This is a genomic window from Saccharothrix texasensis (assembly GCF_003752005.1).
In the GTDB taxonomy this organism is placed as follows: Bacteria; Actinomycetota; Actinomycetes; order Mycobacteriales; family Pseudonocardiaceae; genus Actinosynnema; species Actinosynnema texasense.
Window position 1 is genome coordinate 6,971,812 of record NZ_RJKM01000001.1, and the last position, 22,989, is coordinate 6,994,800.

The following is a 22,989-nucleotide window of genomic DNA, read 5'->3' on the forward strand; positions in this document are numbered from 1 at the left end:
TGACATAACTCTGAACCTCTGGTTGAGAGTTTCAATCCGGGTGGAGATCCGTCCGGGCTGTGACACCGGTGGTCATCCACTCCAGCACATGAGCACGGACACGATCAGGAAGGCGGACCGATGACGCCCCCGCACAACTACCTCGCGGTGATAAAGGTCGTCGGCATCGGCGGTGGCGGTGTCAACGCCGTCAACCGCATGATCGAGGTCGGGCTCAAGGGCGTCGAGTTCATCGCGGTGAACACCGACGCCCAGGCGCTGCTCATGTCGGATGCCGACGTGAAGCTCGACATCGGCCGCGAACTCACCCGCGGCCTCGGTGCAGGCGCCAACCCCGAAGTCGGCCACAAGGCCGCCGAAGACCACCGCGAAGAGATCGAAGAAGTCCTCAAGGGCGCGGACATGGTGTTCGTGACCGCCGGCGAAGGCGGTGGCACGGGCACCGGTGGCGCGCCCGTCGTCGCCTCGATCGCCCGCAAGCTCGGCGCGCTGACCATCGGTGTGGTCACGCGACCGTTCTCGTTCGAGGGCAAGCGCCGCGCCAAGCAGGCCGAAGAGGGCATCCAGGCGCTGCGCAACGAGTGCGACACCCTCATCGTGATCCCGAACGACCGGCTGCTGCAGCTCGGCGACATCGGCGTCTCGCTGATGGACGCGTTCCGCTCCGCGGACGAGGTGCTGCTGTCCGGTGTCCAGGGCATCACCGACCTGATCACCACGCCCGGTCTGATCAACCTGGACTTCGCCGACGTCAAGTCGGTCATGTCCGGCGCGGGCAGCGCGTTGATGGGCATCGGCTCCGCCCGAGGCGAGGGCCGGGCGGTCCAAGCCGCCCAGAAGGCGATCAACTCGCCGTTGCTGGAAGCCTCGATGGAGGGCGCGCACGGCGTGCTGCTCTCGATCGCCGGTGGCAGCGACCTCGGCCTGTTCGAGATCAACGAGTCGGCTTCGCTGGTGCAGGAAGCCGCGCACCCCGACGCGAACATCATCTTCGGCACGGTCATCGACGACTCGCTCGGTGACGAGGTCCGGGTGACGGTGATCGCGGCGGGTTTTGACAGTGGCGGGCCGACGCACAAGAAGCTGGAGCCCCAGGCTCTGTCCAGCCCGCCGCGTGGCACACCCGTGGCCTCGGCCACCGCGGGTCAGGTGACCCACACCCCGCAGCCCCAGCCGGTGCCGCAGGTCCAGCAACCGCAGCCCGTGCAGCACCAGCCCCAGCCCGTGCAGCAGGTGGAGCAGCCGGTCGTGCCTCGGCCGACCGTGCCGCAGCAGCCGCAGCCCGGCCAGGGCAACGGCCAGTCCCCGTACGCCGCGCCGCAGCCGACCATGCCGAGGTCGCTGTCGCCGGGCGTGCCGGGGAACACCAGCGGGTCGTTGCCGAACCGGGCCGTGCCGGTGACGGACGACCCCGACGACGAGGTCGACGTGCCGCCCTTCATGCGTCGCTGACCCCCGAGAGTCCTACCTTCACGCCGCGAGAGTCCAACGTTCACGCGTCGTGAGTCCAACGTTCAAGACCCCCGAGTTCAACGCTCAGCCGCCGCCCAGTCGGCCTGAGGACCGGACGCGGGGGTCTTGAACGTTGAATTCAAGTGTCCTGAACGTTGGACTCACGTGCCGTGGACGTTGGACTCTCGCCGCGTGGAGGTAGGACTCACGAGGCGTGAACGTTGGACTCTCGGGTCTGGGAAGCTTGGGGGGTGCGCATCCGTCGTGTCCTGACCACCCGCGAAGGCGGCGTGTCGAAACCCCCCTACGACTCCTTCAACCTCGGCGACCACGTCGGTGACGACCCGGCGGCCGTCGAGGCCAACCGGAAGCGGCTGGCCGAGGGCATCGGGCTCAGCCCGGACCGGCTGGTCTGGATGGAGCAGGTGCACGGCCGGACGGTCGGGGTCGTCGACGGGCCGGTGAGCGAGCCGCTGGAGGCCACGGACGCCGTGGTCACGACGCGGGAACGGCTCGGGCTGGTCGTGCTGACCGCCGACTGCGTGCCGGTGCTGCTCGGCGACCCCGAGGCCGGTGTGGTCGCCGCCGTCCACGCCGGACGGGTCGGCGCACGGGTCGGCGTCGTCACGGCGACCCTGGACCGCATGGTCGAGCTGGGCGCCCGCAAGGACGGGATCGAGGTCCTGCTCGGCCCGGCCGTCTGCGGCCAGTGCTACGAGGTGCCCGCGGCGATGCGCGACGACGTCGAGAAGCACCTGCCCGGCAGCGCCGCCAAGACCCGGTCCGGCAAGCCCTCCCTCGACCTGCGCGCCGGCCTCTGGCAGCAGCTCGCCGACGCGGGCGTCGGCCGGATCGGCGTCGACCCGCGCTGCACGGTGGAGGAGAAGTCCCTGTTCAGCCACCGTCGCGACCCCGGGACGGGACGGCTCGCGGGCGTCGTCTGGATGGAGCCGTGAACCGGCGCGAGGAGCTGGCCCTGTCGCTGGCGGAGGTCCGGGAACGCATCGCCAAGGCGTGCGCGGCCGCCGGAAGATCACCCGATGAGGTCGAGTTGCTGGCCGTCACCAAGACGTTCCCGGCCGAGGACGTGGCCATCCTCAGCGACCTCGGCCTCACCGCCTTCGCCGAGAACCGCGACCAGGAGGCGAGCCGCAAGACCGCCGAGTTCGCCGAGCTGCGGCCGGGCGCGCCGGCGACGTGGCACATGGTCGGCTCGCTCCAGCGGAACAAGGCCAGGTCCGTCCTCCGCTGGGCCGACCGGATCGACACGGTCGACTCGGTCCGGCTCGCCGACGCCGTCGCCAAGGCCGCCACCGAACCCACCGAGGTGCTCCTCCAGGTGAGCATCGACGGGGACGTCGCCCGCGGCGGCCACCCCATCGGTGACCTTCCGCGACTGGCCGACCACGTAGCACGTTCGGGTGAACTTATTTTCCGAGGTGTGATGACCGTCGCACCCCTTGGGATGTCTCCACAGCAGGCGTTTGCCGCTCTATACGAAGCGGTAACCCGCTTGCGGGTCGATCATCCCGATGCCACCGTGATCTCGGCGGGGATGAGCGGTGACCTGGAGGATGCGATAGCGCACGGATCCACGTGCGTGCGTGTCGGAACAGCGTTGCTGGGCAGCCGGAGACTAGCCTCGCCGTAACTGTCTGGAACCTCTGGGACGGCCGCGACGTCCTTGCGGGTGGGGATTTCGGCGGAGGAAGGGCTCGAGCCATGAGCGGGTTTCACAAGCTGAAGGCCTACTTCGGGATGGTTCCCGCCGAGTACGCCGACGACCCGGCCGCCTACGAGGACGACCGGCGCTACGCGGACTACCGGTCCGAGTACGCCGACCCGGAAGAGTACGAGGCGTACCCCGAGCAGCGCACGGCGCGTCGCCGCTCGTTCAACGGCTACCGGGCCGAGCTGGACGAAGCGGACGACTACGAGCCCGACCGCGGCGCCCGCCCGCGGCGGACGTGGAGCCCGGACACGCACGGCGCGCTGGCCGTGGAGCCGCAGCGCGAGCCCGTCGGCAGGCTGCGGCCCGCCCCGGAGCCCGCGGGCAACCCGCTCGCCCGCATCACCACGCTGCACCCCCGCAGCTACAACGAGGCGCGGACGATCGGGGAGCACTACCGCGACGGCACGCCGGTGATCATGAACCTCACCGACATGAACGACGCGGACGCCAAGCGGCTGGTCGACTTCGCGGCCGGGTTGGCGTTCGCGCTGCGCGGCTCGATCGACAAGGTCACGAACAAGGTGTTCCTTCTCTCACCCCCCAACATCGACGTCACCGCGGAGGACCGGAGGCGACTCGCGGAGGGCGGGTTCCTCAGCCAGGGCTGAGTGGTGGCACAGTTGACGATGTGGATGCCCTCTGGCTCGTGGTCTACTACGTGTTGTTCTCGTTCTGGCTACTGCTCACGGCGCGTGTCGTCGTGGAACTCGTCCGTAGTTTCGCCAGGGGATGGCGGCCTGCGGGCGGGGTGGCGGTGGCGCTTGAGACCGTCTACACCGTGACCGATCCCCCGGTCCGCTTGCTGCGTCGGATCATCCCGACCGTGCGGATCGGCGGCATCGGACTGGACTTGTCCATTATTGTGCTGTTGCTGGTCGTTATCATTCTGATGCGAGTAGCCGATCCCAGGTGAGGGGACCAGGGATGTCCACAGCCCAGGAGTGCGTGAGGTGATCTGATGCCGTTGACCCCCGCGGACGTGCACAACGTCGCGTTCAGCAAGCCGCCGATTGGCAAGCGGGGCTACAACGAGGACGAGGTGGACGCGTTCCTCGACCTGGTTGAGGGCGAACTGGCCCGCCTGATCGAGGAGAACAACGACCTGCGCCAGCAGGTCGAGCAGCTCGACCAGCAGGTCGAGACCGCGCGTGCCGACCTCGAAGACGCCCGGGCGAAGGTTGCCGCGGGCGTCGGCCCGAGCCGCGTCGTGGACGAGCCCCGAAGGCTCGCTCCGGTGCCGCCCCCTTCGGCGTTGGAGCAGACCTCGCCCGGTGGTGGTGGCGACCACCACGTCCAGGCCGCCAAGGTCCTCGGACTGGCCCAGGAGATGGCAGACCGGCTCACCGGAGAGGCCAAGGCCGAGGCCGACGGGATGCTGTCGGAGGCCAGGACCAAGTCGGAGCAGCTGTTGTCCGAGGCGCGAGCCAAGGCCGACACGATGGTCAACGAGGCGCGCACGCGTGCCGAGACCATGCTGAACGACGCGCGGACCCGCGCCGAGACGTTGGAGCGGCAGGCCCGTGAGAAGGCCAGCGCGCTCGACCGCGACGCGCAGCGCAAGCACGCCGAGGTGATGGGCAACATCACCCAGGAGAAGAACACGCTCGAGAAGCAGATCGACAAGCTGCAGACCTTCGAGCGCGAGTACCGGACGAGGCTCAAGACGATGCTCGAGTCGTCGCTGCGCGACCTGCAGGACCGCGGCCCCGCCGCGCCGTCCGACGGCCGTCAGCAGGGTGGTTACTCGTTCGGGGCGCGTGCTGAGGCCGGCTGATCGGCGTTGCTGATCTAGTCTGCTCGACGTGCTGTACATAGTCCTGCTGTTGGTGCTGGCAGCCCTGGGGTTGCTCGTGCCCGCGCTGACCAGCGCCCAGACTCATTGGGCCTGGTTGTCCGTGGGTGCGAGCGGGGCCGCTGCCGCGGTCCTGGTGCTCGACTGGTGGCTTCGCCGCCGGACGGGCGCCAGGGCTGCCGGCGCCGCAGTTGTTGATCACCAGGTTAGCGCCGGCGATCAGCGGGAGGCGCCGCGGGGTGCCGGGGACGAAGCCCTGCGAAGTCCGCCCGACCAGGCACTTCTCGAGCCTGCCGAGGAGGACGCGGACGCGGCCGACGCCCTGGTCGTGAGCGAGCTCACGGACGAGGTCCGGGTGCTGGACGAGCGTCCTCGCTACCACCTCGCCGACTGCTCCTGGCTCGCCTCGCGGGCGTCGCTGGGCCTGCCGGTCGACGAGGCCCGACACCTGGGCTTCACGCCGTGCGCGGTGTGCCGCCCGGACGCCGGGCTCGCGGCCCGCAAGCGGACCGCGGACCGGTCGGCAGCCGACTGACCCGCCCGCCCGAGGGGGAACCCGCGCAAAGCGGTTGCGCCGTTCGGCTACCCTGGGTGGCAGCACGGCGTTGATCCGGCCATCACCGGGGAGCCTCCGGAGGAACGGGCGCGAGCCCCAGTAGAACCGGACGGGAGCGGCCCGTCACAGCCGTCGAAGAGAGGCCAGTGCCTTCGCGCCCTGGCAAGCGGGGTGGTACCGCGGTGCGCCTGACCGGCGTGTCGTCCCCGTGAGCCGGTTGGACGCACGCGAGGAGCAGCACGATGGCCTACCCGAAGGCAGGCGAGGGTTCCGTTCCCTCCCAGCCGTCCTTCCCCGCCCTCGAGGAGGGCGTCCTCGACTTCTGGAAGTCCGACCGGACGTTCCAGGCCTCGATCGACGCGCGCCCGGCCGGGGACAACGGGGTGAACGAGTTCGTCTTCTACGACGGCCCGCCGTTCGCCAACGGCCTGCCGCACTACGGCCACCTGCTCACCGGTTACGTCAAGGACCTCATCCCGCGCTACCAGACCATGCGCGGCAAGCACGTGGAGCGCCGCTTCGGCTGGGACACCCACGGCCTGCCCGCCGAGGTCGAGGCGGAGAAGCAGCTCGGGTTCTCGTCCAAGAGCGAGATCGAGGCGTTCGGGATCGAGAAGTTCAACGAGGCGTGCCGCACGTCGGTGCTGCGCTACACCGACCAGTGGCGCGAGTACGTGACCCGGCAGGCCCGCTGGGTGGACTTCGACAACGACTACAAGACCCTCGACCTGGACTACATGGAAAGCGTCATGTGGGCCTTCAAGACCCTCTGGGACAAGGGCCTGGTCTACGAGGGCTTCCGGGTGCTCTGGTACTGCTGGCGCTGCGAGACGCCGCTGTCCAACACCGAGACCAAGATGGACGACACCTACCGGGACCGGCAGGACCCGGCGGTGACCGTCGGCCTGCGCCTGGAGACCGGCGAGCTGGCTCTCGTCTGGACGACGACGCCGTGGACGCTGCCGTCCAACCTGGCCGCCGCCGTGCACCCGGACGTCGACTACGTGGCGGTCGAGGCGAACGGCGAGCGCTACCTGCTCGCCGAGGCGCGCGTGCCCGCGTACGCCCGTGAGCTGGGCGAGGAGCCGCCGGTCGTGGCCCGGTTCAAGGGCGCCGACCTGGTCGGGCGCAAGTACGCGCCGCCGTTCGACTTCTTCGTGGGCCGGGAGAACGCGCACCAGGTGCTGGCCGCCGACTACGTCACCACCGAGGACGGCACGGGCATCGTGCACATCGCGCCCGCGTTCGGCGAGGAGGACAAGGTCGTCACCGACGCGGCGGACATCGAGGTCGTCGTGCCGGTCGACGCGCACGGCCGGTTCACCGCCGACGTGCCGCCGTACGAGGGGTTGCAGGTCTTCGAGGCCAACAAGCCGATCATCCGCGACCTGAAGGAAGCGGGCCTGCTGCTGCGCCACGAGACCTACGACCACCCGTACCCGCACTGCTGGCGGTGCGACAACCCGCTGATCCAGCGGGCGGTGTCGTCGTGGTTCGTCGCGGTGTCGCGGTTCAAGGACCGCATGGTCGAGCTGAACCAGCAGATCAACTGGGTGCCCGAGCACGTCAAGGACGGCCAGTTCGGCAAGTGGCTGGAGAACGCCCGCGACTGGAACATCTCCCGCAACCGGTTCTGGGGCTCGCCGATCCCGGTGTGGGTGTCGGACGACCCGGCTCACCCGCGGGTGGACGTCTACGGGTCGTTGGACGAGCTGGAGCGCGACTTCGGCGTGCGGCCGACCGACCTGCACCGGCCCACGATCGACGACCTGACCCGGCCGAACCCGGACGACCCGACCGGGCAGTCGGTGATGCGGCGCGTGCCCGAGGTGCTGGACTGCTGGTTCGAGTCCGGCTCGATGTCGTTCGCCCAGGTGCACTACCCGTTCGAGAACGCCCAGTGGTTCGAGGACCACTACCCGGGTGACTTCATCGTGGAGTACAACAACCAGACGCGCGGCTGGTTCTACACCATGCACGTGCTGGCCACGGCGCTGTTCGACCGGCCCGCGTTCCGCAACTGCGTGGCGCACGGGATCGTGCTGGGCGACGACGGGCAGAAGATGTCCAAGTCGCGCAAGAACTACCCCGAGGTCAACGAGGTCTTCGACCGCGACGGCTCGGACGCCATGCGCTGGTTCCTCATGGCGTCGCCGATCCTGCGCGGCGGCGACCTGGTGGTGACCGAGCGCGGCATCCGCGACGCGGTGCGCCAGGCCGTGCTGCCGCTGTGGAACTCCTGGTACTTCCTGGCGCTGTACGCCAACGCGGACGGGGTCGAGGGGCACTGGCGGACGTCGTCGGAGCACGTGCTGGACCGGTACGCGCTGGCGAAGGCGCACGACCTGGTGGCCGGGGTGACCGCGCAGCTGGACACCTACGACATCTCCGGCGCGTGCGCGTCGATCCGGGAGTTCCTGGAGGTGCTGACCAACTGGTACGTGCGGCGCTCGCGCGACCGGTTCTGGTCGGGCGACCAGGACGCGATCGACACGCTGCACACCGTGCTGGAGGTCGTGTGCCGGGTGGCGGCGCCGCTGCTGCCGCTGACCACCGAGTCGGTGTGGCGCGGGTTGACCGGCGGCCGGTCGGTGCACCTGGCCGACTACCCCTCGGCGGCGGACCTGCCCGCGGACGACGCGCTGGTGGCCGCGATGGACCAGGTGCGGCAGGTGGCGTCCACGGCGTTGTCGCTGCGCAAGTCGAACAAGCTGCGGGTGCGGCTGCCGCTGGCGAAGCTCGTGATCGCCTCCGGCGAGGTGGCGCAGCTGGAGGCGTTCACCGGGATCCTGCGGGACGAGGTGAACGTCAAGGAGGTCGAGCTCACCACGGACGTGGACGCGCACGGCCACTTCCAGCTCGCGGTCAACGCGCGGGCCGCCGGTCCCCGGCTCGGGCCGGACGTGCAGAAGGTCATCAAGGCCGTGAAGGCGGGTGACTGGCAGGAGGTGGGCGGTCGCGTCGTGGCCGCCGGGATCGAGCTGTTCCCGGAGGAGTACGAGCAGCGGCTGGTCGCCACCGACCAGGGCGCGACGGCGGCGCTGCCGAACAGCGGCGGGCTGGTCGTGCTGGACACCGTCGTGACCGAGGACCTGGCGGCCGAGGGCGTCGCCCGCGACCTGGTGCGGGTGGTGCAGCAGGCGCGCAAGGACGCCGGGCTGGACGTGTCGGACCGGATCGCGCTGACGGTGCAGCTGCCGGCGGCCGTGGAGGCCGCGGTGCGCCGGTTCGAGGCGTTCGTGAAGGAGGAGACGCTCGCCGTGTCCGTCGCCTACGGCGAGGTCGACGAGGGCTCGGACGGCGTCGTCGGCGACGGCCGGAAGGTCAGGGTCGCGGTCGCCCGCGTCTGACCGTCCCGTCCGCCCCGGCGGGGTGGCAGGTCGCGGCCTGCCACCCCGCCGCGCGGTCAGCCGACCGCGACGGGGAGCTGCTCGTAGATCACCTTCCACTCGTAGGTGCCCGCGAAGCCGTTGGCCCACAGGCTGTTGACCCGGCTCGCCTCGGTGGAGTTCGGGTAGGCGTTGGTGCAGGACGTGCCGGGGCCGCCGCCGGACATCAGCTCCGAGCAGGGGCCGGAGTAGTGGTCGGGCAGGCCGAGGGCGTGGCCGGTCTCGTGCGCGGTGATGCGCACGACGTAGTACTGCCGCGCCTGGGTGTGGTCGATGAAGATCGTGCCCCGGCCGTGGCCGTCGGTGCTCGCCCACGAGCCGCGCGAGTCGTTGCCCTCGCGGTAGCGCAGGGTGGCCGCGGAGGCGTTCTCGACCAGCTTGACGTTCGTCACCCGGGAGTTCCAGTTGGCGGCGCCCTGGCGGATGGCGCTGCGGTAGGTGGGCGCGCTGGTGGTGTCGAAGTAGACGGTGACCGCCGCCGCGGTGGGCGGTGAGGCTTCCTCGGCCGAGGCTTGACCGCTCAGCGGGACGAAGACGGCGGACGCCGCCAAGGCCAAGGACAGAAGTGCTTTGCGCAACACGATGACTCCTCGCAAACAGGGGACTTGCAGGGGAAGCCGCGAGGCTCGTGTCTCAACGTAGGGAGCGATCCCGCCGGGAATCGCCGGTCATTCGGTTGATTCAGAAGAAAATTCACCTACCGGCTCGGCCTAGTGCCGCTTCCGCAGCGTGACCAGGGCGGTCCGGTTCGCGTGGGATGCCGGTTCTGTCCGCCGGAAACGTCCGGTGGCCGGACGAACCGCCTCTCGCCGCCCGACGGCTCTCCACGCGACATCGCGATGTCGAATTCGTCGAACGGCGCTCAGCGCACGTCGTCCTCTTCCAGCCGGGCCTTCAGCTGGGTCAGGCAACGGCCCCTCGTCGGGCCGATCGACCCCCTCGGCATCGACAGCGCCTCGGCCACGGCGCGGTACTCGGCCCGGCCCGCCAGGACGGTCAGGCGCAGCAGTTCCTGGCAGCGCCGGGGCAGGGCGTTGAACGCGTGCCAGAGGCGGCGGTCGCGGTCGTCGCGCAGGGCCTCGGGCTCCGGCAGCCAGCGGTCGCCGGGCAGGTCGACGGCCGAGTCGGTGGACAGGGCGGGGCGGCCGTTGCGGTCGCGCCAGGCCCGCTGCGCCTCGCGGCGGGTGGCCACGATCAGCCAGCCGGCCACGGCCCGCGGCTCGACCAGGCGGTCCAGGTGGCGCAGCAAGCTCAGCCACACGGTCTGCACGACGTCCTCGGCGGTGCTCTGGTCGAGGCCGTTGCCCCTGGCCACGTGCCACACCAGCGGGGTCAGCTCGACGACCAGCGAGTCCAGCGCCTGCCGCGACCCGGCGCGCGCGGCCTCGACCAGCGCGGCCTGCCGCTCGTGCCTCGTCGCCTGCGCCATGATCGCCGCCACGCCGAGGGCGTCCGGACCGGGGTCCTCCGGGATGGCGTCGGCCAGTTCGGCGCGCAGGTGGTCGAGCCGGGGGTCCAGCTCGTCGGTCATGACGTCTCCTTCCCGCGCTGGGAGCCGCGCACCCGTCGGTCCTCGTTGCCGACCCGCACGCTGACCCTCGACCGCGCCTGCGACACGTACCGCCGCACGGACTCGCGCCGGCAGCCCAGCACGTCGGCGATCTCGTCGTCGTCGAAGTCCCAGAACCGCAGGACCAGCGCGGTGCGCAGGTGGTCCGGCAGGTTCGCGACCGCCGCCAGCGTGCTGACCAGCTCGTGCCACGTCTCGGCGTCCCGCTGACCGGGCAGCAGGATCCGGTACGTGCCGCGCTGCCGGGCGACGACCTCGTCGGTCAGGTCGCCCGGCCGCTCCCGCCGGCGGGCCTGGTCCACCAGCAGGTTGCGAATCGTCCTCACCAGCCAAGCACGTCGGGAACCGGGAGCGATCACCGGCCAGTGCCGCCACGCGCCGACGAACGCCTCCTGCACCGCGGACTCGTGGTCCAGGTGCGGCGACATCACCGCCGCGAAGCGGAAGAGCCGGGTGCGCTCCCGGTGGTAGAAGTCGCTGAAGGTGGCCGCGTGGTCGTCGGGATCCTCCGGCGTCACGAACCCTCCCCCCTCTGGTCCCGGTAACGGGTAGACGGACGAGACCGGGGGTTGTGGAGGAAATCCGGTCAAGCGGGTCGCGGGGCGCCCCTCCTCGACGCCCGGCGCAGCAACCGGACCCACGGCGACCACCGGGCCGGACGGGCGGGCGGGTGGCCGGCGGCGCGGGCCGCGTCGTCGAACAGGTCCTCGATCAGGGCGTCGTGCAACCACCGCACGGCCAGCGGCCAGCCCAGGCGCATCAGGCCGTGCGGCCGACCGGTGAGAGTGTGCCGCAACCCGCCGGGGACCGCTTCCAGGACGTGAGTGCCGGTGATGCCGATGCGGGGGTCGAAGGCGAACTCGACCCGCTGCCCGGGCTCGTGCGCGGTGCAGCGGTAGCGCACGAACGCGTGCCCGCCGTCCGCGCCGACGCCGAGCGGCCGGTCCAGCACGAGCGGCGGCCAGCGGTCGGAGGGCCACAGCTCGACGATCCGGTCGACCAGGCCCGCGCTGTCGGGGAACAGCCGGGTGTGCACGTTCTCGATCATCACGCCACCTCTTCCGTACGGGACCGTACGGTCCCGTCACCGTACGGTAGCGTACGGATCCATGGCACGGCGGACGCGTGACGACTGGACCCGGGTGGCCCTGCGAGCGCTGGTCGAGGGCGGGGTCGCGGCGGTCGCGGTGGAACCGCTCGCGGCGCGCATCGGCGCGACCAAGGGCAGCGCCTACTGGCACTTCCCCAACCGGGAGGCCCTGCTCAAGGCCACCCTGGAACGCTGGGAGCGCGAGCACACCGAGGCCGTGATCGAGCTGGTCGAGTCGGCGTCGGAGCCGTTGCAGCGGCTGCGGCTGCTGTTCTCGACGGTGCTGGAGGACGTCGAGCACAGCGCGGTCGAGCTGGCCATGCTCGCGGCCAAGGACGACCCGGCGGTGGCGCCGGTGCTGGGCCGCGTCACCGAGCGCCGCATCGGCTACCTGGAGGAGCTGTTCGCCGGGCTGGGCTTCGCCGCGGACGTCGCGCGCCGGCGGGCCGTGCTCGCCTACTCGGTCTACCTGGGGCAGGCGCTGCTGCTGTCGGCCGAGCCGGACCTGGTCGCGCAGCGGCGGGCGTTGCTGGAGGAGACGCTGACGGTGGTGCTGTGCCGTGGCTGACGCGTTCCGGTTCGGGGTCAGGGTCAAGCCCGGCGCGAAGCGCGAAGCCGTCGGCGGCCGGTGGGGTGACGGCGCGCTGGTCGTCGCGGTCGCCGCGCCCGCCGTGGAGGGCAAGGCGAACGAGGCCGTCCGCAAGGCGCTGGCCAAGGCGTTCGGCGTGCGCAGGCAGGACGTCGAGGTGGTCTCGGGCGAGCGCGGCCGGGATAAGGTCGTGCGGGTGGACCCCGCCCCGGCCGGCGCCGCCGAGGTGCTGGCGCGACTGCTGGACGGCTAGGCCGCCAACGTCCACAGGGTGTGCGCGATGGCGTCGGTGTTGCGGTCGAGCGCGGTCGCGTTCACGTTCGACGAGGTGTCGCACGAGCGGTGGTAGCAGCGGTCGAACGCCACCCCCGCCGAGCCGCCCCACTTCTGGGCCTGCGCGGAGGTCTTGATGCCCTCGGCGCCGGTGAACGTGCCGCCGACCGGGATGCCGGCCCGCGCGAACGCCGCGTGGTCGGACCGCCCGCCGACGCTGGTCAGCTCGGTCGGCACGCCGATCGAGCTGAAGTAGCCCTGGAGCGTCTGCTGGAGCTGGAGGGAACCCGACGGCTGGCCGGACGCGCTGTAGACGAAGTAGCCCGGGTTCGGCGAGCCGATCATGTCGAAGTTGAGGTAGGCGTCGATCCGCGAGCGGTCCGTCGTGGACAGCGAGTTCACGTAGTAGGTGGAGCCGACCAGGCCCAGCTCCTCCGCGCCCCACCAGGCGAAGCGCAGGTGCTTGGTGGGCTGGAAGCCGCTGGACCGCACGGCCAGCGCGACCTCCAGCAGCCCGGCCGAGCCGGTGCCGTTGTCGTTGATGCCGGGGCCCGCCGACACGCTGTCGAGGTGCCCGCCGAGCATGACCACGTTGTCCAGGTCGCCACCGGGCCAGTCGGCGATCAGGTTGTAGCCGGTGGCGCCGCTGCTGGTGAACGACTGGACCCTGGTCGTGAACCCGGCGGCGTCCAGCTTGGACTTCACCCAGTTCACCGAGGCCAGGTAGCCGGGACGGCCGTGCGCCCGGTTGCCGCCGTTCGAGGTGGCGATGCTCTGGAGCTGGGCCAGGTCGGCCTGGACGGCGGAGACCGGGATGTTCGGCCCGGCCAGGGCGGTCGGCGGCGCGGCGGTGGCCGAGCCGGGGCCTGAGCCGAGGAGCGCGCCGGTGGTGACCAGCGCGATGGAGATCGTTCGCAACTTCACGGTGTCTCCCGCAGGGATGGGTGTCTCTCGGAGGGAACGGGGGAGTTGACCGGGGCGGCGGACCCTGTTGTCAACATGCACGGTTTCGCATGGTTCGCGCTAGCGACGTTCGGCTGGTGACGCTCCGTGCGGTGCCGGATTCGTCCATTTCGGTATCACCGGGGAGAATGACCCTGTCGGGTGACGGAGCGGTGATGTGGAGGTCGAGTGGGCGATGTGACGGGCTACCTGGGCATCGCCGCCGCGGTCCTGCTGCTCTCGGTCATCGCGGTCAGGGTCTCGATCCGGCTCGGTCTGCCGTCCCTCCTGCTCTACCTCGGCATCGGCGTGCTGCTCGGTGAAGCCGTGGTGGGCATCCAGTTCGAGGACGCCGACCTGACCCGCTCTCTCGGCACGGTCGCGCTCGTGCTGATCCTCACCGAGGGCGGCCTGACCACCCGGTGGACCGCGGTGAAACCCGCGCTGGGCCTCGGCATCACGCTGTCGACCGTCGCCGTCGGCGTGAGCATCGCGGTCACCGGGTTCGGGCTGCACTTCCTGCTGGACATGGACTGGCGCACGGCGCTGCTGTGGGGTGCGGTGCTGTCGTCCACCGACGCCGCGGCCGTGTTCAGCGTGTTGCGCGGGGTGGGCGTGGGCAAGCGGCTCATCGGCGCGCTGGAGCTGGAGTCCGGCATCAACGACGCGCCGGTCTACATCGCCGTCGTGCTGCTCGCCGCGCCGGACCCGATCTCGTGGACCGCGCCGCTGCTGATGGGCTACGAGCTGATCGCGGGCGCGGTGATCGGCATCGTGCTCGGCTGGCTCGGCGGCATCGGCCTGCGCCGGGCCGCGCTGCCCGCCACCGGCCTGTACCCGCTGGCCACGGTCGCGGTGTGCCTGCTCGCCTACACCGTCGGCGACCTCGCGCACGCGTCCGGCTTCCTCGCCGTCTACATCGCCGCGCTGGTGCTCGGCAACGCCCGCCTGCCGCACCGGGCCGACACCCTCTCCTTCGCCGAGGGCCTGGGCTGGATCGCGCAGATCGGCCTGTTCGTGCTGCTCGGCCTCTACGCCTCGCCGGGCCGGCTGCTCGACGCGCTGGTGCCCGCGCTGGTGGCGGGCGCGGTGCTGGTGCTGCTCGCCCGGCCGCTGTCGGTGCTGTTCGCGGCGGCGCCGTTCCGGGTGCCGTGGCGGGAACAGGTGTTCATCTCGTGGTCCGGGCTGCGCGGCGCCGTGCCGATCGTGTTCGCCCTGATCCCGTTGATCCAGGGCGTCCAGGGGGCGCAGCAGCTGGTCGACGCGGTGTTCGTGCTGGTCGTGGTGCTGACCGTGGTGCAGGGCACGTCCCTGCCGTGGCTGGCCAAGTGGCTGGGGCTGGTCAGGTCCGGCGAGGCGCACGAGGTGCAGGTCGACTCGTCGGCGCTGGACGACCTCGGCGCGGAGCTGCTCCAGGTGCGCATCCAGCCCGGCTCCAAGCTGCACGGCGTGTACCTGTCGGAGCTGCGGCTGCCGCCGGGCTCGTCGGTGAGCCTCGTGGTGCGCGACGACAACGGCTTCACGCCGCAGCCGACGACCCGGTTGCAGGAGCACGACCAGCTGCTGGTGGTGTGCACCGAGGCCATGCGCACGGCGACCGAGGACCGCATCCGGGCCGTGGACCGGGCGGGCCGGTTCGCGCGCTGGAAGGGCGACGTCGGCCGACCGTGACGCGGGCCGGCGCGCCGGCCCGCGCGTGGCGCTCCCAGGATGTGAACGCCCCTCGACGCGGGCGCGCGGGCCGGGTTACCTTCGACCCGAAGGTCATGAGTGCCAGCGCTAAGCCCGGGCTTGCTGGCCGGCAACCCTCCTACCGCGGTGGGGTGCCCCTGGTGAGGACCTGGCCTGGCGCGCAGGGCGCCCGGCAAGCGCGGGCTCCCTCCCACGGGTGCCCCGGGACCCCCGGAGGGCGTCATGACGATCGCAGTTCCCGTCACCACCACCACCGCTGCCCTTCCCCGCGTCGTCGGCGCGTCGCTGCGCGTGCCGCTGGTCACCGGTGAGCGCGTGGAGTACGCCAACCTCGACCACGCGGCCAGCGCGCCCTGCCTGGAGCAGGTCCGCGACGCCGTGGACGAGGTGCTGCCCTGGTACGCCAGCGTGCACCGCGGCGCGGGCTTCGCCTCGCAGGTCAGCACGAAGGTCTACGAGCAGGCCCGCTCGTCGGTCCGCCGGTTCCTCAACGCCCGCGACAGCGACGCCGTCGTGTTCGCCCGCAACACGACCGACGCGCTGAACCTGCTGGCCAGGAGCCTGCCCAAGCGGACCGCCGTGATCCTGTTCGACACCGAGCACCACGCCGCGCTGCTGCCGTGGCGCGGCCCGAACGTGCGCCGGCTGCGCACGCCCGCCTCACCCGACCAGGCCGTGCTGGAGCTGGACCGGGCGCTGCGCGCGGCGCCGGTCGGCCCGCGGCTGGTCGTGGTGACCGGCGCGTCCAACGTGACCGGCGAGATCTGGCCGGTGGCCGAGCTATCCCGGGTGGCCCGCGCGCACGGCGCCCGGATCGCCCTGGACGCCGCCCAGCTCGCACCGCACCGGCCGGTGGACGTGCGCGCCCTGGACGTGGACTACACCGTGCTGTCGGGGCACAAGGTCTACGCGCCGTTCGGCGCCGGTGCGCTGGTCGGCCGGTCCGACTGGTTGCAGGCCGCCGAGCCGTACCTGGTCGGCGGCGGTGCGACCGCCCGCGTCACCGACCACGGCGACCGGCTAGGCGTGGCCTGGTCGGCGGTGCCGGAGCGGCACGAGGCGGGCACGCCGAACGTGGTGGGTGTGCACGCGCTGGCCGTGGCGTGCGACGTGCTGGGCAGGCACTGGGAGCAGACCACCGAGCACGAGCGCGTGCTGCTGGCGAGGCTGCGGGAAGGCCTGAGGACCGTTCCCGGCGTGCACGAGCTGACGCTGTTCGGCTCGGACCGGGACCGCGTGGGCGTGGTCAGCTTCACCGTCGGCGGCCAGGACGCCGGCTACCTGGCCGCCGCGCTGTCGGCCGAGCACGGCATCGGCGTGCGCGACGGCGCGTTCTGCGCCCACGTGGCCGTGCACCGCCTCACCCGCGGCGAACGCGCGCTGCGGGCGTCGATCGGGCTCGGCACCACCGAGGAGCACGTGGACCGGTTCGTGGCCGCGTTGCGCGCGCTCGTCGTCGAGGGTTCGCGGTGGGAGTACGAGCTCCACGACGGCCGTTGGACGCCCTCGGACGACCAGCGCGCGCTCCCGCCGTTCCTGCGCTGACTCCGATGCTGGACAATGGCCCGGTGAGCACCGATCCCAACACCGAGCCGGACACGCCGGACGAGCCGGACGCACCGCTGCCGAAGCGACGGGTCCTGCTGCTGGCCGTCATCGCGCCGCTGGTGTTGGCGCTCGACCTGGTCACCAAGATCATCGCGGTGGACAACCTGGAGGGGCGCGACCCGGTCGAGCTGCTCGGCGGCCTGCTCTACCTGCCGCTGATCCGCAACACCGGCGCCGCGTTCGGCCTGGCCGAGGGCTGGACGGTGATCCTCGCCCTCATCGCGGCCGGTGTCGTCGTGTTCATCCTGTGGATCGCGCGCCGGCTGCGGTCGGTCGGCTGGGCCATCGGCCTCGGCCTGGTCCTCGGCGGCGCGATGGGCAACCTGGTCGACCGGATCTTCCGGGCGCCCGGCCCGCTGCGCGGCGGCGTCGTCGACTTCATCTCGGTGCTCGACCCGTGGGGCAACTTCTTCCCCGTGTTCAACCTCGCGGACTCCGCCATCTGCGTGGGCGGCGGCGTGATCGTGCTGATGGCGTTGCTCCAGCGCGACTACGACGGCACCCGCGTGGAGAAGAAGTCCAGCGAGAAGAAGGCGGGCGCATGAGCGGCGACTACCGATCCCTCCCGGTGCCCGACGGCTTGGACGGGATGAGGGTCGACGCCGGGCTGGCCAAGCTCCTCGGCCTGTCGCGCACCGTGGTGGCCGCGTTGACCGAATCGGGTGACGTCGTGCTCGACGGCCGGCCCGCCGGCAAGTCGGACCGGCTGATCTCCGGCTCCGTGCTGGAGGTCACCCTCCCCGAACCCGAACGCCCGGCGCAGGTGCAGGCCGTGCCCGTGGAGGGCCTCGTCGTCCTGCACGAGGACGACGACGTGATCGTGGTCGACAAGCCGGTCGGCGTGGCCGTGCACCCCAGCCCCGGCTGGACCGGCCCGACCGTGGTCGGCGGCCTGGCCGCGGCCGGCATCCGGATCGCCACGTCGGGCGCGGCCGAGCGGCAGGGCGTCGTGCACCGGCTGGACGTCGGCACGACCGGCGTCATGGTGGTGGCCAAGAGCGAGCACGCCTACTCGGCGTTGAAGCACGCGTTCAAGGAACGCACGGTCGACAAGCTCTACCACGCGCTCGTGCAGGGCCACCCGGACCCGATCAAGGGCACCATCGACGCGCCGATCGACCGGCACCCCAAGCACGACTACAAGTTCGCCGTGATGGCCAACGGCAAGCCGAGCATCACGCACTACGAGGTGGTGGAGGCGTTCCGCGCCGCGTCGCTGCTCGACGTGCACCTGGAAACCGGTCGCACGCACCAGATCCGGGTGCACTTCTCCGCGCTGCGGCACCCGTGCGTCGGCGACATCACCTACGGCGCGGACCCGGTGCTGGCCAAGCGCCTCGGCGTCACCCGGCAGTGGCTGCACGCCCGCACGCTCGGCTTCCACCACCCGGCCGACAACCAGTGGGTGTCGTTCACCAGCGAGTACCCCGACGACCTCTCCGCCGCCCTGGAACTACTGCGCGCAGAGGGGTATTGAGCCGTCCGGGGCGAAACACTTGCGCCTGGCGCGTGACCTCGGACATATCGCTTTCCTCTGATCGTTCGGCTTGCGAAGCTTCTGCGAGACGAGCCTGTGAGGGGTTGCGATGGACAACAGGTCCCGACTGGTGGCGCTGCTGGGCACCCTGTGCCTGCTCGGACCGCTCTCGATCGACACGTACCTGCCCGCGTTCCCGAGCATCGCGGCGGAGTTCGGCTCGACCGAGTCGCAGATCCAGCTGTCGCTGACCACGTTCATCCTCGGCCTGTCGGTCGGGCAGCTGCTGGTGGGCCCCCTGTCGGACTCGTGGGGCAGGCGGCGCCCGCTGCTGGTCGGGATCGGCAGCTACGTCGTGATCTCGCTGTTCTGCGCGGTGGCGCCCAGCGCGTTCGCGCTCTCCGGCCTGCGGCTGCTGCAAGGGCTCGGCGTGGCGGCCGGGTTCGTGGTGGCGATGGCGGTGGCGCGCGACCGGTTCGAAGGCCTCGCGATGGCCCGGTTCATGTCGCTGATGATGCTGGTCAACAGCCTCGGGCCGGTGGTCGCCCCGGTGCTCGGCGGTCAGCTGCTGCGGTTCACGAGCTGGCGCGGGACGTTCATCGCGCTCGCGCTCATCGGGTTGGCCCTGCTGATCGCTCTGGCCGTCGGGCTGCCGGAGACGCTGCCGGTGAACAAGCGGCGTCCGGCGAACCTGCTGCTCACGATCAAGGTGTTCGGCGGGCTGCTGGCCGACCGCAAGTTCGTCGGCTACGCGCTGGCGTCGGCGCTCGCGCTCGGCTCGCTGTTCGGCTACGTCGCGGGCGCGTCGTTCGTGCTCCAGGGCGTGTACGGGCTGAGCCCGCAGCAGTTCAGCCTGGTGTTCGGCGCGAACTCGGTGGCGATCGTGCTGGCCGGTGTGCTCAACACCAGGCTGACCGGCCGGATCATGCCTCGCCCGCTGCTCAAGATCGGGCTGGCGGGCGCCGCGGTCGGCGGGGTCGGGTTGCTGGTCGGCGGGCTCGTCGGCGGCGGCCTGGCGACGTTCCTGCCGCCGCTGTTCGTGCTGACGATGAGCGTGGGCCTGCTCATGCCGAACGCCGGTTCCCTGGCGATGGCGCGGCACCCGGAGGCGGCGGGCAGCGCGTCGGCCGTGCTGGGCGTGACGACGTTCATGGTGGGCGGCCTGATGGCGCCGTTGGTGGGTGCCGGAGGCTCGGCGAGCGTGCTGCCGATGGTGACCGTGATGGCCGGCGCGACGCTGCTGGCGGTGCTCCTGTTCGCCACCATGACCAGGGGCGACGTCGGCATCACCCGGGACCCCGAACCGTCACCGGCCACCGCTTAGGACGGGCGGCTCCGCTTGATGGGCACCGCGTCCGTCTGGCGGAGGAGCTCGGTCACCTCGCAGGCGTGCCCTCGCGCGGTGGCCCCGAGCGCCATGCTCGCCGCCGTTTCACCGAGCGCGGCGACGACCTGCGAGACGGTGTCGCTGCGGTGACTGCTCTTCTGCGTCGTGACAACCACATCATGGGTGAGCGGCTCGTCGTCCTGCGTCACCGGGACCCACGCGCAGTCTGCCGACCCGGCGCCGCCGAAGCTCGACCCGTTCTTGAACGGGTACGAGATGTCGGAAGGGACCACGACGGTGCCCTCGCCGATGTCGGCGAATGTGACGAGCACTTTCGTCCCGTATGCCTCGAGGTGCACGGTGTATCGGCGGTCGATCAATTCCGGGTCCACGTGTTGCCGGATCTCGCCGTCGAGCAGGACTCGGGAACGGGTGTGCGCGGGCGGGACCAGCAGGCTGTGCTTCTCGACGAGTTCGGTCAGTTCGATGTGGTCGCCGGCTCGATTCACGGGCACGCGCGCTTCCAGGCGTGAGGAATAGAGGAATTGTTGCCGGAGGGTCTGCTTGTGCCCTCGCGGGGGCAACCCGACGACGATGTCGAACGCGCCGTGCTGCAACGGCGTGACGACGTTGGCCTCGAAGCCGGCGCGTGAGCGGTGGTGCTCCTCCAGGACGTGCAGTTCGAGGGTGACGTCGCTGCTCGCGTCGCGCAGGTACCGCCGGGCCGAGGCCACGATGTGCGCGTGCTGCGGCAGGAACGCGATCCGGCAGACCGGACTGGACAGGCGGGCCAGAGCGTCGACCTCGGCGAGCACCCGGCGTGCCCGCTCCAGCACGGCACGCCCGTGCTCGGTGGGCCGGTACTGCCGGTTCTCGTCGGCCACGAATAACTCGCCACCGCCGAGCTCGTTGGCGAGCTGCTGGAGCTGGCCCTTGATGTTCGTCGGCGTCATGTGATTCAGGGCACGGCCGGCGTCCTCAAGAGAACCGTGTGCCTCCTCCAACGCCACGGCGATGGTCAGACGTTGGAGCGTGAGGGTTCGGGGTACTCGGGCTTCGCGCACGCAAGTGATCTTTGGCGATCGTCAGAAGTTTTTTCAACAGAACTCAAGCAGAGGTTCTTCAACAGTTACAGAAGAACTGTCGTGCGAGGTGCTTGACCTGCGCTTATGGGCTTACGCAGTATTTGAGTCGAGTCGTGTGCGCAAGAAGCGCGTGACGATTCGAGAAGGGTGGCCGGGTCCTGTTGCAGCAGCACCCGGCCGAGCCGACACCCGACCGAGCTGGGAGCCCGTCGCCATGTCGACAAGCAAGCAGGTTAGGCCCCCGAGGGGGCATCACGTAAGCGCCGTCCTGGGAGTCTTCGGTCTCAAGCGGGTCAGCGTTACGCCGGGTGTGACGCGGCTGTTGCCGAAGCCGGCGGGGATCTACTCGTGGCCGGCGGTAGCCGCCGGGGTGTACCTCGCGGACCACGTCCTGCCGAACCGGGCGTGGGTGGTGTACGTGGCGCTCGCGGTCGGTCTCTACCTCGCCGAGTACGCCGACGCCAGGGCCACGAGCCGTGAGCGGGTGCTGTCCGAGGGCGTGCCGGCCGAAGGGGTCACCACCTCGCGGTGGCGCGACCTCGGGACGTGGGCCGGGTTCGTGGTCTTCGTCGTGCCCAACGTCGAAAGCCTCCGGTCGTCCGAGCTCGGCACCGGTGACCACGAGGTCGCGCAAGCCAAGCTCACCGGAGCGGCGGTGATCCTGGCGATCTTCGCCCTGCGCTACCTCGCCTGCCGGGTCCACCGGGCGTTCGCCGACTGGTGGTTGCGGACCATGACCCGGTTCGCGAACACGTTGATCGACCTCGTGCGCCGTTACGACACGAACCCGGGGCGCGTCGACCCGCCCGCGATCCCGGGAGGTGTCCGGCCGGGAGCCGGGCCCGAACCACCGAACTAGCGGCGGGCCTCACCGTCGTCCGCCCCGAACCCGGACTCGTCGCCGGGTCGAACGTGGAGGTGCACATGATGGAGCTGCCGAAGGTGGCGTGGGACGACATCCCGTTCGACGCGCGGCTGGACCGGGGTTTGCCGGTGGCCGCGCGGCACGAGCTCTACGACATCGCCTGGGCCTGGTGCCTGGACGACCTCGCCCCCGGCCCGCGGCTGTCGCTGGACGACGGGCTCATGGTGGTCCGCGGCGAGTCGTGGCAGCGTCGCGCCGAGCTCGGCCACGAGGGCGTGGCGGGCCGACCGGACGACAGCGCGATGATCACCGCGCTGACCCGTCGGCCGCTGCGCCCGCACGAACAGCGGGAAGTGGGCGGTCGGGTGCGTGCGCTGTCGACCGAGACCCGGCGCACCGCCACCCTTGACCGCGCCGGCCACGTGGCCGCCGTGGAGCGGTGCCGCCGTGACCTGGGCCTGCCGGGGGGCAACCGACTGCCCGCGCGGTCGGCGTTCCTGCTGGGCGACCGGATCACCCTGATCATGGAGGCCCTCGCCGACCGAGGTCTCTGACCTGGGGCACCCTGCGTTCTCGCCTCACCGGTCCCGCGTTCTCGAGGAGAACGCGGGACCGGCGGGGAGCTAGTCGTCGATGGTCCAGACCAGGGTGTTCAGGTCCGTCTCGGGGCGGGAGCTCCAGCGCACCGAGAAGATCACGGTGTCCTCCGGCAGCACGTAGACGGTGTGGCCGCCGGCCGTCTCGCCCGGCTGCACGCCGATCTTGTGCGGCGGGCGGGAGGACAGCGACACCGGCGCCTTGCCGACCGTCTCGCCCTTGTTGGTCATCAGCACGAGGTACATGTCGGGCAGCGCGTTGAACGGCACCTGGCCGATGTTCGCCAGCTCCGTGTGCACGACCACGGCGCGCTCGCCGTCGGCCAGCTTGTAGCCGGCCGCGGTGAACAGGAAGTCCGCCGGGTCGACCACCTCGACCAGCTGGATGGTGAACCGGGCGCCCTCCAGGCCCTCGGTCTCCAGCGTGCTGCCGATCTTGCCGGTGCGCGAGCGGGGCGCGGGGGCCTGGTCGCCGCGCGCCCAGCCGGACGTGCCGGGCACGCCCCAGGTGCTGACCGGCTCGGGCACGCGCACCGGACCGGACGCCACGGGCTGCGGGCCGGTCTGCGGCTGCGCCGGGAACGGCGTGCTCGGCGGCCCCTGCGGGACCGGGTGGCCGGGGTAGGAGCCGGACGGCGTGCCCTGCACCGTGCCGGGCGCGGGCGGGTACGGTCCGCTCGGCGTGCCGCGGGCGGCCTGGCCGCCGGGCCCCGAGTAGTTGCCCCACGCCACGCTGTTGGCCAACGCCTTGCGGATGCCGTTCGGGTCGCACTCCACGCCGACGAGCAGCGGCAACCCGCTGCCGGACAACGTGATCAACCGGGTAGCGGCCTCCCGCGGGTCCATGCCCAGCCGCGCGGCCACCTCGTGCACGGCGGCACGGCCCATCTCGGCGATCATGGCCAGGAGACGGGCGTCGACGGGGTCCGGCGCTACCACACCTCGAACGCTACC

General features: G+C 71.3%; 24 protein-coding genes and 1 riboswitch. Of the genes, 17 read left to right on the forward strand and 7 right to left on the reverse strand.

Annotated elements, in window-relative coordinates; all coding sequences use genetic code 11:
- Positions 1–120: 120 nt before the first annotated feature.
- The 8 genes from ftsZ (at position 121) to ileS (ending at position 8,882) form a co-directional block, all read left to right on the forward strand.
- Positions 121–1,452: a cell division protein FtsZ gene (gene ftsZ, locus EDD40_RS31235; RefSeq protein ID WP_123746111.1), complete on the forward strand. Its 1,332-nt coding sequence runs from the start codon at positions 121–123 to the stop codon at positions 1,450–1,452.
- A gap of 251 nt (positions 1,453–1,703) precedes the next feature.
- The gene (pgeF, locus tag EDD40_RS31240) at positions 1,704–2,408 is read left to right on the forward strand and encodes a peptidoglycan editing factor PgeF (protein ID WP_123746112.1); all 705 of its coding nucleotides are present in this window, start codon (positions 1,704–1,706) and stop codon (positions 2,406–2,408) included.
- Positions 2,405–3,103 (forward strand): YggS family pyridoxal phosphate-dependent enzyme, encoded by a 699-nt coding sequence (locus EDD40_RS31245; protein ID WP_123746113.1) that lies wholly within the window; start codon positions 2,405–2,407, stop codon positions 3,101–3,103. The genes pgeF and EDD40_RS31245 overlap by 4 nt, the downstream gene beginning before the upstream one ends.
- 71 nt (positions 3,104–3,174) lie before the next feature.
- Entirely contained in the window at positions 3,175–3,792 is a 618-nt protein-coding gene (locus EDD40_RS31250) for a cell division protein SepF (protein ID WP_123746114.1), read from the forward strand.
- 20 nt (positions 3,793–3,812) lie between these two features.
- Positions 3,813–4,097, forward strand: a complete 285-nt coding sequence (locus EDD40_RS31255) for a YggT family protein (protein WP_033437765.1) — start codon at positions 3,813–3,815, stop codon at positions 4,095–4,097.
- A 45-nt stretch (positions 4,098–4,142) separates the two neighbouring features.
- Positions 4,143–4,958 (forward strand): DivIVA-like cell division protein Wag31, encoded by an 816-nt coding sequence (gene wag31, locus EDD40_RS31260; protein WP_073899667.1) that lies wholly within the window; start codon positions 4,143–4,145, stop codon positions 4,956–4,958.
- A 28-nt stretch (positions 4,959–4,986) separates the two neighbouring features.
- Positions 4,987–5,511 carry a hypothetical protein gene (locus tag EDD40_RS31265; protein WP_123746115.1) on the forward strand — a complete coding sequence of 175 codons (525 nt, stop codon included), beginning with the start codon at positions 4,987–4,989 and terminating at the stop codon, positions 5,509–5,511.
- A gap of 263 nt (positions 5,512–5,774) precedes the next feature.
- Positions 5,775–8,882: an isoleucine--tRNA ligase gene (gene ileS, locus EDD40_RS31270; protein ID WP_123746116.1), complete on the forward strand. Its 3,108-nt coding sequence runs from the start codon at positions 5,775–5,777 to the stop codon at positions 8,880–8,882.
- Positions 8,883–8,938: 56 nt separating this feature from the next.
- Here the strand turns inward: ileS and EDD40_RS31275 are convergent, their stop codons facing one another.
- From EDD40_RS31275 to EDD40_RS31290, 4 genes are all read right to left on the reverse strand, one after another.
- Positions 8,939–9,502: a snapalysin family zinc-dependent metalloprotease gene (locus EDD40_RS31275; protein ID WP_123746117.1), complete on the reverse strand. Its 564-nt coding sequence runs from the start codon at positions 9,500–9,502 to the stop codon at positions 8,939–8,941.
- A gap of 281 nt (positions 9,503–9,783) precedes the next feature.
- On the reverse strand, positions 9,784–10,350 hold the full coding sequence (locus EDD40_RS31280; protein WP_170185472.1) for an RNA polymerase sigma factor: 567 nt from the start codon (positions 10,348–10,350) through the stop codon (positions 9,784–9,786).
- Positions 10,351–10,448: 98 nt separating this feature from the next.
- On the reverse strand, positions 10,449–11,009 hold the full coding sequence (locus tag EDD40_RS31285; protein WP_123746119.1) for an RNA polymerase sigma factor: 561 nt from the start codon (positions 11,007–11,009) through the stop codon (positions 10,449–10,451).
- 68 nt (positions 11,010–11,077) lie between these two features.
- A complete protein-coding gene (locus EDD40_RS31290) occupies positions 11,078–11,539 on the reverse strand; it encodes an SRPBCC family protein (protein WP_123746120.1) in 462 nt (153 codons plus the stop codon).
- 61 nt (positions 11,540–11,600) lie between these two features.
- Here EDD40_RS31290 and EDD40_RS31295 point away from each other — a divergent pair, with 61 nt between their 5' ends.
- Complete coding sequence (locus EDD40_RS31295) at positions 11,601–12,149, forward strand: TetR/AcrR family transcriptional regulator (RefSeq protein WP_123746121.1); 549 nt, start codon at positions 11,601–11,603, stop codon at positions 12,147–12,149.
- Complete coding sequence (locus EDD40_RS31300) at positions 12,142–12,423, forward strand: DUF167 domain-containing protein (protein ID WP_123746122.1); 282 nt, start codon at positions 12,142–12,144, stop codon at positions 12,421–12,423. Before EDD40_RS31295 ends, EDD40_RS31300 begins: the two co-directional genes overlap by 8 nt.
- Here EDD40_RS31300 and EDD40_RS31305 read toward each other — a convergent pair.
- A complete protein-coding gene (locus tag EDD40_RS31305) occupies positions 12,420–13,367 on the reverse strand; it encodes a M28 family metallopeptidase (RefSeq protein WP_246037939.1) in 948 nt (315 codons plus the stop codon). The two genes, EDD40_RS31300 and EDD40_RS31305, sit on opposite strands and share 4 nt — an antisense overlap.
- Positions 13,368–13,574: 207 nt before the next feature.
- Here EDD40_RS31305 and EDD40_RS31310 point away from each other — a divergent pair, with 207 nt between their 5' ends.
- The 5 genes from EDD40_RS31310 to EDD40_RS31330 all read left to right on the forward strand — a co-directional run bounded on the left by EDD40_RS31310 (position 13,575) and on the right by EDD40_RS31330 (position 19,486).
- The gene (locus EDD40_RS31310) at positions 13,575–15,056 is read left to right on the forward strand and encodes a potassium/proton antiporter (protein WP_123746123.1); all 1,482 of its coding nucleotides are present in this window, start codon (positions 13,575–13,577) and stop codon (positions 15,054–15,056) included.
- A gap of 91 nt (positions 15,057–15,147) precedes the next feature.
- Positions 15,148–15,262: riboswitch (SAM riboswitch) on the forward strand.
- 37 nt (positions 15,263–15,299) lie between these two features.
- Positions 15,300–16,622, forward strand: coding sequence for an aminotransferase class V-fold PLP-dependent enzyme (locus EDD40_RS31315; protein ID WP_123746124.1), 1,323 nt, complete (start codon positions 15,300–15,302; stop codon positions 16,620–16,622).
- A 23-nt stretch (positions 16,623–16,645) separates the two neighbouring features.
- Entirely contained in the window at positions 16,646–17,230 is a 585-nt protein-coding gene (gene lspA, locus EDD40_RS31320) for a signal peptidase II (RefSeq protein WP_236594440.1), read from the forward strand.
- Complete coding sequence (locus EDD40_RS31325; protein ID WP_123746126.1) at positions 17,227–18,162, forward strand: RluA family pseudouridine synthase; 936 nt, start codon at positions 17,227–17,229, stop codon at positions 18,160–18,162. The genes lspA and EDD40_RS31325 overlap by 4 nt, the downstream gene beginning before the upstream one ends.
- 109 nt (positions 18,163–18,271) lie before the next feature.
- Positions 18,272–19,486, forward strand: coding sequence for a multidrug effflux MFS transporter (locus tag EDD40_RS31330; RefSeq protein WP_123746127.1), 1,215 nt, complete (start codon positions 18,272–18,274; stop codon positions 19,484–19,486).
- Here EDD40_RS31330 and EDD40_RS31335 read toward each other — a convergent pair.
- Complete coding sequence (locus tag EDD40_RS31335) at positions 19,483–20,553, reverse strand: LysR family transcriptional regulator (protein ID WP_170185253.1); 1,071 nt, start codon at positions 20,551–20,553, stop codon at positions 19,483–19,485. The two genes, EDD40_RS31330 and EDD40_RS31335, sit on opposite strands and share 4 nt — an antisense overlap.
- Positions 20,554–20,884: 331 nt before the next feature.
- On the opposite strand from EDD40_RS31335, the gene EDD40_RS31340 reads away from it, so the two are divergent.
- A complete protein-coding gene (locus tag EDD40_RS31340) occupies positions 20,885–21,433 on the forward strand; it encodes a hypothetical protein (RefSeq protein ID WP_170184869.1) in 549 nt (182 codons plus the stop codon).
- 65 nt (positions 21,434–21,498) lie between these two features.
- Complete coding sequence (locus EDD40_RS31345; RefSeq protein ID WP_148088961.1) at positions 21,499–21,993, forward strand: hypothetical protein; 495 nt, start codon at positions 21,499–21,501, stop codon at positions 21,991–21,993.
- Between the two features lie 69 nt (positions 21,994–22,062).
- Here the strand turns inward: EDD40_RS31345 and EDD40_RS31350 are convergent, their stop codons facing one another.
- On the reverse strand, positions 22,063–22,974 hold the full coding sequence (locus EDD40_RS31350) for an AsnC family protein (RefSeq protein ID WP_170185254.1): 912 nt from the start codon (positions 22,972–22,974) through the stop codon (positions 22,063–22,065).
- Positions 22,975–22,989: the final 15 nt, after the last annotated feature.

Coding starts and splice junctions, on each gene's coding strand:
- EDD40_RS31250 (WP_123746114.1), top strand. CDS start 3,175: ATGAGCGGGTTTCACAAGCTGAAGGCCTACTTCGGGATGGTTCCCGCC.
- ileS (WP_123746116.1), top strand. CDS start 5,775: ATGGCCTACCCGAAGGCAGGCGAGGGTTCCGTTCCCTCCCAGCCGTCC.
- EDD40_RS31280 (WP_170185472.1), bottom strand. CDS start 10,350: ATGGCGCAGGCGACGAGGCACGAGCGGCAGGCCGCGCTGGTCGAGGCC.
- EDD40_RS31295 (WP_123746121.1), top strand. CDS start 11,601: ATGGCACGGCGGACGCGTGACGACTGGACCCGGGTGGCCCTGCGAGCG.
- EDD40_RS31315 (WP_123746124.1), top strand. CDS start 15,300: ATGACGATCGCAGTTCCCGTCACCACCACCACCGCTGCCCTTCCCCGC.
- ftsZ (WP_123746111.1), top strand. CDS start 121: ATGACGCCCCCGCACAACTACCTCGCGGTGATAAAGGTCGTCGGCATC.
- EDD40_RS31345 (WP_148088961.1), top strand. CDS start 21,499: ATGATGGAGCTGCCGAAGGTGGCGTGGGACGACATCCCGTTCGACGCG.
- EDD40_RS31290 (WP_123746120.1), bottom strand. CDS start 11,539: ATGATCGAGAACGTGCACACCCGGCTGTTCCCCGACAGCGCGGGCCTG.
- wag31 (WP_073899667.1), top strand. CDS start 4,143: ATGCCGTTGACCCCCGCGGACGTGCACAACGTCGCGTTCAGCAAGCCG.
- EDD40_RS31325 (WP_123746126.1), top strand. CDS start 17,227: ATGAGCGGCGACTACCGATCCCTCCCGGTGCCCGACGGCTTGGACGGG.
- EDD40_RS31330 (WP_123746127.1), top strand. CDS start 18,272: ATGGACAACAGGTCCCGACTGGTGGCGCTGCTGGGCACCCTGTGCCTG.